Below are 10,000 nucleotides of genomic sequence, written 5' to 3'. Positions count from 1 at the left end.
TGTGAGTCAATGTTAAACAAAGCAAAGTTTTATTTATATTTGGAACTTTACAATCCGAAATTTATGAAAAAACAATTACTTCTTGCAGTAATGCTACTGTTTATTGGGGCTCAAATAGGAAAAGCCCATAGTATTATGGAGCCTGTTTTCCCTGAAAATACGTATTACACTTGTGGTGCTCCTTACAACGTGACCGTTTCAGAAGTTACTATGACTTCTGCCAAATTAAACTGGACAAAAGCGTTATCTACAGATACTACTTGGGAAATTTTGATGGTCCCTACTACAACGCAAGTACCTCCAGTTGATGTTCCATCAGCAAATCCTGTGCTAGAAAACGGCTCGATTATGTATACCGTTACAGGAAGTGTTGCTTCTAAAGTATTTACTGATTTAGCACCAAGCTCTATTTTTATATGTTATCTACGAACCGTATGTTCTGCAGGCGAAAAAAGTAATTGGGCCCAAGCTTTTATTTTTAACACAGAAATATGTGCGGCAACTGATAAATGTACCTATAAATTTTTTCCTACAAATACAACAAACAATAATTGGAACGGTGGTAGGATGCAAGTTCGTCAAAATGGGATTGTAATAGCTACATTATCTCCGGGTGGCGTTTTTGGTCTTAATGCAATTACCGTACAACTCTGCAATAACGCTCCATTTGATTTGTTTTGGAGTGAAGCAGGTGCTTTTCCTGCAGGAATGGGTGTGAAGGTCGTAAATTCTTTTGATGATATAATTTATACAAAACTTCCTGGAGAAGGAACACCTTTGACGGTTTTGTTTACCGAGAGTGCGTTAGTAAATTGTACTCCTCCCACTTGTCCTAAACCAATCAATTTATTAGCAAATAATGTTTCACAAACCTCAGCACTTTTAAGCTGGACAGAAGCAGGTTCTGCAAGCCAGTGGGAAGTTTATGTGACAGAAGATGGAGGTGCTGCACCAGTTAATGGAATACCGTTAATGATTGGAGTGAATAATTATTATTTGGTCAATACCAATGCTAATTTATCAATAACTGATTTAACACCAAGTACAAAATATTTGTGTTATGTTCGTACCATTTGTTCGGCGAGTGACATCAGTACTTGGACTATCTTAAATCCAGCAGCATTTATAACAAAACCATTGAATGATGAGTGCGCCAATGCGATTTTAGTTCCAATTAATTCGACGCCTGAGGTTATTCAAACAATTTCAGGAAGCACCTTAGGCGCAACTGCTTCGGCAGAAAACTCTATTTGTTCAGCTGGAAACCACGATGTCTGGTTTAGTTTTGTTGCTACAAATACATTACATATAATCAAATTTAGTAATATTGTTGGGATTACTCCTACTGCAACTATTAAATATGCATTATATTCTGCAGCTGATTGTGCTACCCTAACGTTTCTTTCTTGTACTACTACAAATGTAAATACAAATGTAAATACAAGAGTAATTTCCAACTTAGTAGTAGGTCAAATGTATAAAATTAGAGCGGATGTATCCGCAAATAGTTTAAGCTCATCAGCAACATTTGACCTCAGTATTTCGACACCGATTCCCATCACTAACGATGAATGTGTCAATGCAATTCCTTTGATTATAAATTCTGATTTAAATTGTGTTCAGACTACAGCAGGTTCAATTACTGGAGCAACTGCTTCTGCAGAGGCAAGTAATTGTGCAGGAGAGGAAGATGATGATGTATGGTATAGTTTTGTTGCAACAAAGACCAATCATATCATTACCTTACAAAATATTGTGGGCACTGCAACGACTTTGAACAGTTCTTTATATTCGGGTGATTGTGAAAGTTTAACTTTTATTTCTTGTAGTAGTACAAATCAAACTTATATTCAAAATTTAATACAAGGAACAACCTATAAATTACGAGTTTGGTCGAGTTCTAATCAAACACAAGACATTCAATTTACTATTTGTGTAACAACTCCGGCACAACCAATCATTGCCAATACAACACAATATACCGTACCTCAATTGGTAAATGATGTATTAATTAACTCTGCCTGTAGTACCATTGCTAATATTACTTGGGCAACAGGAACAACTCCGACCTCTAACGGAATTGGTTATTTTAATAAAGGAAATTCTAATTTTCCTTTTGAGCAAGGAATTATACTTTCAACAGGTAATGCAGCTTCGGTTGTAGGACCAAACACTAGTACTATTTCTGGTGGGGGAGCCGGAGGCGATGCCGACTTGTCGGCTATATTAGCAGCTCAAACACCACCTGTAACTGGAAATTTATTTAATGCAACAAAATTAGAATTTGATTTTGTAGCCGTGAACAATCAAATTAGTTTTAATTTCTTATTTGCTTCTGAAGAGTATGGTGTATTTCAATGTGGTATTGCAGATGCATTTGCTTTTATACTTACTGATTTAACAGCAGGAACTCCACCAATGAATTTAGCGGTGCTTCCGGGTACTAATGTTCCGGTTACTATTTTTAACATCAGAGATAATCAGTACAATACAAGTTGTCCATCAAGTAATGTTGTTTACTTTGGAAATTATTATGGTAATCCAGCAGGTGTAATAGGAGCTCCAATTACAATTGAAGCTCCTATAAACTTAAACGGTATCACAGTACCAATGACAGCGGGGTCCACAGTAATTCCGGGAAATTCATATCACATAAAAATGGTGATTGCTGATTATAGCGATATGTCTTATGATTCTGCTGTGTTTCTACAAGGCGGAAGTTTCAATCCAGGGGATAATGGTTGTATCGACAAAATAAAATTGATTGCATTTAACGACACCAATAATAACGGCATTAAAGAAGAAACAGAAACCAGCTTTACGTATGGTGCTTTTCAATACCAATTGAATGATACCGGAGAAATACATAACTTGTCTTCACCTATTGGAGTTTATACTATTTTTGACCAAAACCCACTAAATAGTTATGATTTTACCTTTGATATTCATCCAGAATATGCTACTTATTTCTCAGCAGGTACTACCGCTTATACTAACATTACGATTCCGGCAGGAAGTGGGACACAAACTTTATATTTCCCAATTGCACAAATACAAGGCTATAACGATGCAATAATTTCCATTAGTCCAATAGGACAACCGGTAGCTGGATTTGATTATAACAACAAAATTGTGTACCAAAATTTAGGAACAGCACCTACATCTGGAACCATTAATTATACAAAAGATCCGGCAGTTACGGTTTCGAGTTTAGAAAGTGGCGTGACTATCAACCCTACTGGATTTAGTTATGACTTTGTAAATTTAGCACCATTTGAAAGCCGTTCTTTCAATATAAAAATGAGCGTTCCCTCGATTCCCGTAGTCAATATTGATGATGTTCTGTCTAGTAGCGTCGCGATTTCTGCTCCAGCAAATGACATTAATACCAACAATAATTCATTTTCTATTTTACAAACAGTGGTCGCTTCATACGATCCAAACGATAAAATGGAAGCGCATGGAACTAAATTAAATTTTGAAACCTTCACCCAAGACGATTACTTATTTTACACAATTCGTTTTCAAAACACAGGAACCACAAATGCCATCAATATTAGAATTGAAGATGTATTAGATGCTCAGTTGGATGAAGAAACCGTTCGAATGGTAAGTGCAAGTCACAACTATTTATTGGAACGAGTAGGAAATCAATTGGTTTGGAAGTTTAATAGTATCAACTTACCAAGTGTTATTCAAAACGAAGAATTAAGCAACGGTTATTTAACGTTCAAAGTAAAAGTACAACCCGGCTTCGCAGTTGGAGATGTAATTCCAAACTTTGCTGAAATCTATTTCGATACCAATCCTGCAATTATTACCAACACATTTCAATCCACCTTTATGGAGAGTTTAAGTATAAAAGGTTTTACTAGCACGAATATATTGTTGTATCCAAATCCTACAAATGCTATGTTGCATATAAATCTTCAAAACACGAATGAAAGCCTAAAAAACATTATAGTTTATGACATGATAGGAAAAACGATTAAAACCATTTCTGGAAATAATGCCCAACAAGAAACTATCAATGTTGGTGATTTAGCAAAAGGTGTTTATATGATAGAAATCACGACGGATTCTAATTTAAAGCAGGTTCGTAAGTTTATAGTAAATTAGAGGTTTGTAAATCTAATTGGTTAATGCTATTCCCGATTGCAGGTATTGCAGTCGGGATTTTTTATAACTATTTGAATGAACTAATTTTAGCATATTAATTAATACTAAAACTTTAAAAGTAGTGTATATTTGGCAACTTATAATCCCAGAATTTATGAAAAGACAATTACTTTATTCTCTATTGTGTTTATTTATTGGTTTGCAAATAGGAAATGCGAAAACCCATTCTACAAGCGTTTTATTAACGCCTCCGGAAAATGATGAATGTTCAAATGCTATTTCTGTTCCCGTAAATCCAACTTTAGAAACTGTTTCTTTTGTGTCTGGAACTACTCTTGGAGCTACTTATTCACCAGTGCCGGTAAGTTGTGCCGTACCAAATCAAGTGGATGTTTGGTACAGTTTTGTAGCGACTTCAACAGTTCAATTTGTTAAATTTTATAATTTAGCATATTCTACTCCAGCAAATTCCTTGAGTTATCAAGTTTTTTCTGGAATCAATTGTGCAACCATGACGCCTGTTGCTTGTTATTACGGTGAACAAAATATTGTAAATAACTTGGTGGTCGGTCAAACATATAAGATGCGTGTTTATTATTCTAATTTAATTACCACGTTTACATTTGATCTTGCAATTTCTCATGCAAATCCAATTGTAAATGATGAATGTACCACTGCCTTAGTCATTCCCGTAAATGAGGGCTCAAGCACTGACTTATTTTTAAATACTACAGATTTAGGGGCTACAGGTTCTCCATATATCTCCAATTGTTTTAATGGCGAACATGACACATGGTATCGTTTTACAGCCGCAAATTCAGTTCAAGTTATACGTTTTTTTGATTTGGATAATAGTCAAATTAATAAAACATTTTCGTTGTTTACGGGTGTAGATTGTAGTAGTTTAACTCCGGTAACCTGCGGTTTAGAAGGAGTTTTAGAAAATCTAACAGTGGGGACAACCTATACATTAAGAATCCTTAAGAACACGATTAATAGTCCTTCTCTTTCTTCTTTTAAAATTCAAATTAATACAACTGAACCCCTTGTGAATGATGATTGTGAAGATGCCATTACAATAGTTGCCAATCCAGATTTGCAAAAGAATTTTTTTATATCAGGAACAACAATAGGGGCTACTGCATCAAATTCGGACACTACGGATCGAGATGTTTTTTATCGATTTATTGCAACTTCAACACAGCATTTAATTTATTTTGACAACTTAATCAATACTTTTCAATTTGAACTATTGGAAGAAAATTCAATTTGTGCCAATTCTGATTTACTCTATAACTATTCAGGTATTGGATATAATTCTATAGGAACTGTCTATCATAATTTCATTGTAGGGAATCCTTATCTAATTAGAGTCAAATCAGCATCTGGAGAAATACCCTCATTATTTGATCTTTCTGTTAGAACACATGAAATTGTACCAAACGGCGAGTGTATAAACGCTATTGATGTACCAGTGAATCCTACAGAATCTTGCGAAGTTTTCGCGACAGGAATAACGCAGGCTGGTTTTTTTGAAACAGCTCCTTTCTATAATCCTAATGATTCTACTTGGTATCGTTTTGTGGCAACCTCAGAAACGCACGCGATAGAATTTGAAGACCTAGACGACGTGTTTTTAGAAACTAATTATCAACTTTATAATAATGATGCGTGTGACACCAATCAAAGTATAGCCTATGTTCCAGGACTACAAGGATTTCATAATAATCTGGTAATTGGAAACGAGTATATAATTAGATTAAATTCGCAAAATCACGTAGCACCCGTATCAGGTGAAGTTAAAGTGTGCATTACAACTATACCACAACCTGCAAATGACGAATGTGATAACGCAACAACACTTCAAGTTAACGCTGTCAATCAAGTAGAATATTATGTTAACTCATCGACTTTCGGTGCTACAAATTCGGATATTGAAAATACTTGTGGAGGTCTTGCTGATGATGATGTTTGGTTTAGTTTTGTTGCGACATCTAAGTTTCATACGATAACTTTATCGAATGTAACTCCCATAACGAATAATTTAAAATTCATAGCTTATGAAGGTGCTGATTGTAACAATTTGTCATTTAAAAAATGTGGCGGTATTTCCTCAATGCCTTTAAATACATTAACTATTGGACAAACGTATAAAATTAGGGTTTTTACGGAAGGTTTAGCCCCAAACAAATTTGCTGGTTTTACTATAGCTGTCGCAACAACTACATTAGCTGTTAATGATGAGTGTTCAAATGCCATATTGGTTCCAACGAGTACAATTTCAGATTTGAATGTAATAGAAGCTAGTGTAAAAGGAGCTTCTCAATCGAGTGAACAAAATAATTGTGAACCAGAAGCAGATGATGATATTTGGTATGCATTTATAGCTACTGCAACCCGTCATTTTATTAATTTCAATTGGACTAGTAATTATCCTTTTTTTGTAAGTTTCTCCGTTTACTCAGGAGATTGCAATAATTTGACAGAAGTTTATTGTAGTGATGTTGGAGTGAATACTATAAATGATTTGGTTATAGGTCAAACCTATAAAATTAGATTTTGGACTTCAAGTTCTACTCCATCAAATACAGCGTATAAACTTATTATCACAAATCAAGATGAACCACTGGTCGCAAATACAACTCAATTTACACCGCAAGAATTAGTATCGGATATTTTGATTAATGACCCTTGTATTTCAGTTTCCAACATAACTTCAAGTACAGGCACAAATTTTGGATCAGTAAATGGTATCGGTTACTTTACAAATGACAATCCACTTTTCCCTATAAGTTCAGGAATTGTTTTGAGTACAGGAAATGCAGCAAATGCAGGTGGACCAAATCCGTCGACTTCATCTGAAGGAAATACTATGGCATGGAGTAATGCTAATGATGCCGACTTAAATGCCGCAATGCTAGCGGCAACTGGAATTCCTTTGATTTCTAGAAACACTACTAAATTAGAGTTTGATTTTACAAGTCAAAATGAATTTATGAGTTTTAATTTCCTATTTGCATCTGAAGACTATGGAACGTACCAGTGTTTTGATCAAGATGCATTTGCTTTTCTGCTTACAGATTTAACAACAGGCATCACTACAAACTTAGCAATTGTACCAGGCACTTTACTTCCAATATCTGTAACTACAATAAGAAGTGATCAATACAATTCATCATGTCCCTCGATGAATAATGCGTTTTTTGATGCTGTTTACTCCGAAGTATTGAGTGAAGGATTAGGTATATTTTCTCCTACCAATTTCAGTGGACAAACTGCTTTAATGACAGCTTCTTCTTCGGTAATACCAGATAATCCTTATCACATTAAAATGGTTATTGCAGATAGAGGATCAATTACATATGATTCAGCAGTGTTTATTCAAGCAGGAAGTTTCTCGTCTGGACCACCTCAATGTTTAGATAAAATTGAATTGGTTTCGTTTATTGACTCCAATAATAATGGCATTAAAGAGGACACAGAAAGCATTTTCACAAGCGGTTCTTTTGTATATCAATTAAATGATATTGGAGAGAACATTGCAATTACTTCTACTACCGGAATGCATACTATTTATGATACAAATCCATTAAATAGTTATGACTTTAGCTATGTAATTCAACCCGAATTTGCAGCTTATTTTTCAGCAGGAACGACTACTTTTAGCAATAGTACAGTTCCCGTAGGAAGTGGTACTCAAACTTTATATTTCCCAATAACTGAAGTGCAAACTTTTAGTGATGTTACCGTATCAATTATTCCTATTGGTCAACCCGTTGCTGGAAGTACGTATGCTAATAAAATTGTGTATCAAAATTTAGGAAATAGTCCCGCATCAGGTACAATAATTTATACGAAAGATACATCTGTTACTATTTCTAGCTCAGAAAGTGGAGCGATTATTACACCAACAGGATTTACATACAATTTTGCAAATCTTGCTCCATTTGAAACACGTTCATTTAACATTCAGATAAATGTTCCTCCAAGTCCTCAAAATAATACTACTTCAACAACATTCTTAGATAACGATATTGCATTATCAAGTAGTATTGCAATTGCTGCGTCTGTAAATGACACGAATATAAATGATAATTCGTTTCAAATAACGCAAACTGTTGGAAGTATTACAAGTTCAAATGATAAAACAGAAGCACATGGCGAAATTTTAAACATAGGAACATTCACTCAAGACGATTATTTATTTTATACCATTCGTTTTCAAAATTTGAAAACCACAAATGCTATTAACTTGCGTGTAGATGATGTTTTAGATGCTCAACTTGATGAAACAAGTGTGAGAATGGTTAGTGCAAGTCATAATTATAAAATGGAACAAGTAGGAAATCAGTTGTCATGGAATTTAGATTATATTTATTTGCCAAGCCAATTTGCTAATGACAATTCTAGTCGGGGATACATAACGTTTAAAGTAAAAGTAAAGCCAGGTTTTGTAGTGGATGATGTGATTCCAAATACTGCTGAAATTTATTTTGATGGCGATGCATCTATAAGTACTAATACATTTGAATCAAGATTTGAAGTAGATTTAAATACAAATGCATTTAGTACTAATAATATCTTGCTGTATCCAAATCCTACAAATGCTATGTTGCATATAAATCTTCAAAACACGAATGAAAGTTTAAAAAGCATGGTAGTTTATGACATGATAGGAAAAACGATTAAAACCATTTCTGGAAATAATGCCCAACAAGCAAGTATCAATGTGGGTAATTTAGCTAAAGGAGTTTATATGATAGAAATCACTACGGATTCAAATTTAAAACAAGTTCGTAAGTTTATAGCAAATTAGAGGTTTATAAATCTAATTGGTTAATGCTAGTCCCGATTGCAATTTTTGCAGTCGGGATTTTTTTAAAGCAATTCTATTAATCTTGTATAACGAATTGAAAATCACTCTATATTTGGTAATGTAAAAATCACAAATCAATTGCACTACCCCATTAATGATGAAAGCTTTAGTTATTGCACTTACACTGTTCTACTGTACCATGGGCTATTCGCCGTTTCCATAAAATTTTGAAGGAGCTGCTGTAACTGTACTTAATGGATTTCCAGCGGGTTGGTGAGTGACTGACAATGGTGCAACATCCAGCAGTCGGACAATTATAGACAATCCAACTGTACTTATAAAGGGTACGAAGTCCGCGTATATCAGTAGAGAATTATCCGGAGCTGGAACGACACCAGAAGATGGGTTATTTCCGCATCAACTTTAAAAGGTTACGAAGTTACAGTTGTCAGTCTTTAAATTAAAATCCTGAAACGAGTTCAGGAGGATAAAAAGCGTAAGAGGTTAAGACAGCGTATAAACAATCCTACACTTCCGACTTTGAGGCATTAAAAACATATAAAAAAAGTCGTCGTCAAAATCGTAAAATGTATACTGTATGATTTATATTGTATGATGTAAAAAGTATGCTGTAGATTTTTACAGGTTGTAGGTAGTAGGTAGTATATTGAAGAATGTATCAATAACAAAAAAAGTCTCAGGATACGCTTTCACGAATACCAGGACTTTTCTATATTAAAATAAGCTGTGCTCAAAACCGTAAAATGTATACGGTATGATGTATACTGTATGCAGTAAAAAGTATGCTGTAGATTATAACTTTCAAGACTATCACTCACAAAAATAATAAGTCGTGCTCAAAACCTAGCACCTACAACCTTTTAATCCATAACCTAGATCTTACAACCTACAACCCATAACCCATAACCTTTTAACCCATAACCCCATAACCTAAATCTTACAACCTACAACCCATCACCCATAACCTTTTAACCCATAACCCCATAACCTAGATCTTACAACCTACAACCCATCACCCATAACCTTTTAACCCATAACCCCATA

General features: G+C 34.5%; 2 protein-coding genes. Both read left to right on the top strand.

Going from position 1 to position 10,000, the window contains the following annotated elements; all coding sequences use genetic code 11:
* Positions 1-63 precede the first annotated feature (63 nt).
* Entirely contained in the window at positions 64-4,119 is a 4,056-nt protein-coding gene (locus tag ACQ5J2_RS05195) for a DUF7619 domain-containing protein (protein ID WP_432672671.1), read from the top strand.
* 154 nt (positions 4,120-4,273) lie between these two features.
* Complete coding sequence (locus tag ACQ5J2_RS05190) at positions 4,274-8,935, top strand: choice-of-anchor L domain-containing protein (protein ID WP_432672670.1); 4,662 nt, start codon at positions 4,274-4,276, stop codon at positions 8,933-8,935.
* The last annotated feature ends 1,065 nt before the right edge of the window (positions 8,936-10,000 follow it).

The sequence above is a fragment of the Flavobacterium sp. SM2513 genome, from assembly GCF_050908145.1.
GTDB lineage: Bacteria > Bacteroidota > Bacteroidia > Flavobacteriales > Flavobacteriaceae > Flavobacterium.
The sequence above is the reverse complement of the archived record's forward strand: the minus strand, read 5'-3'. Positions and strand labels throughout refer to the sequence as shown.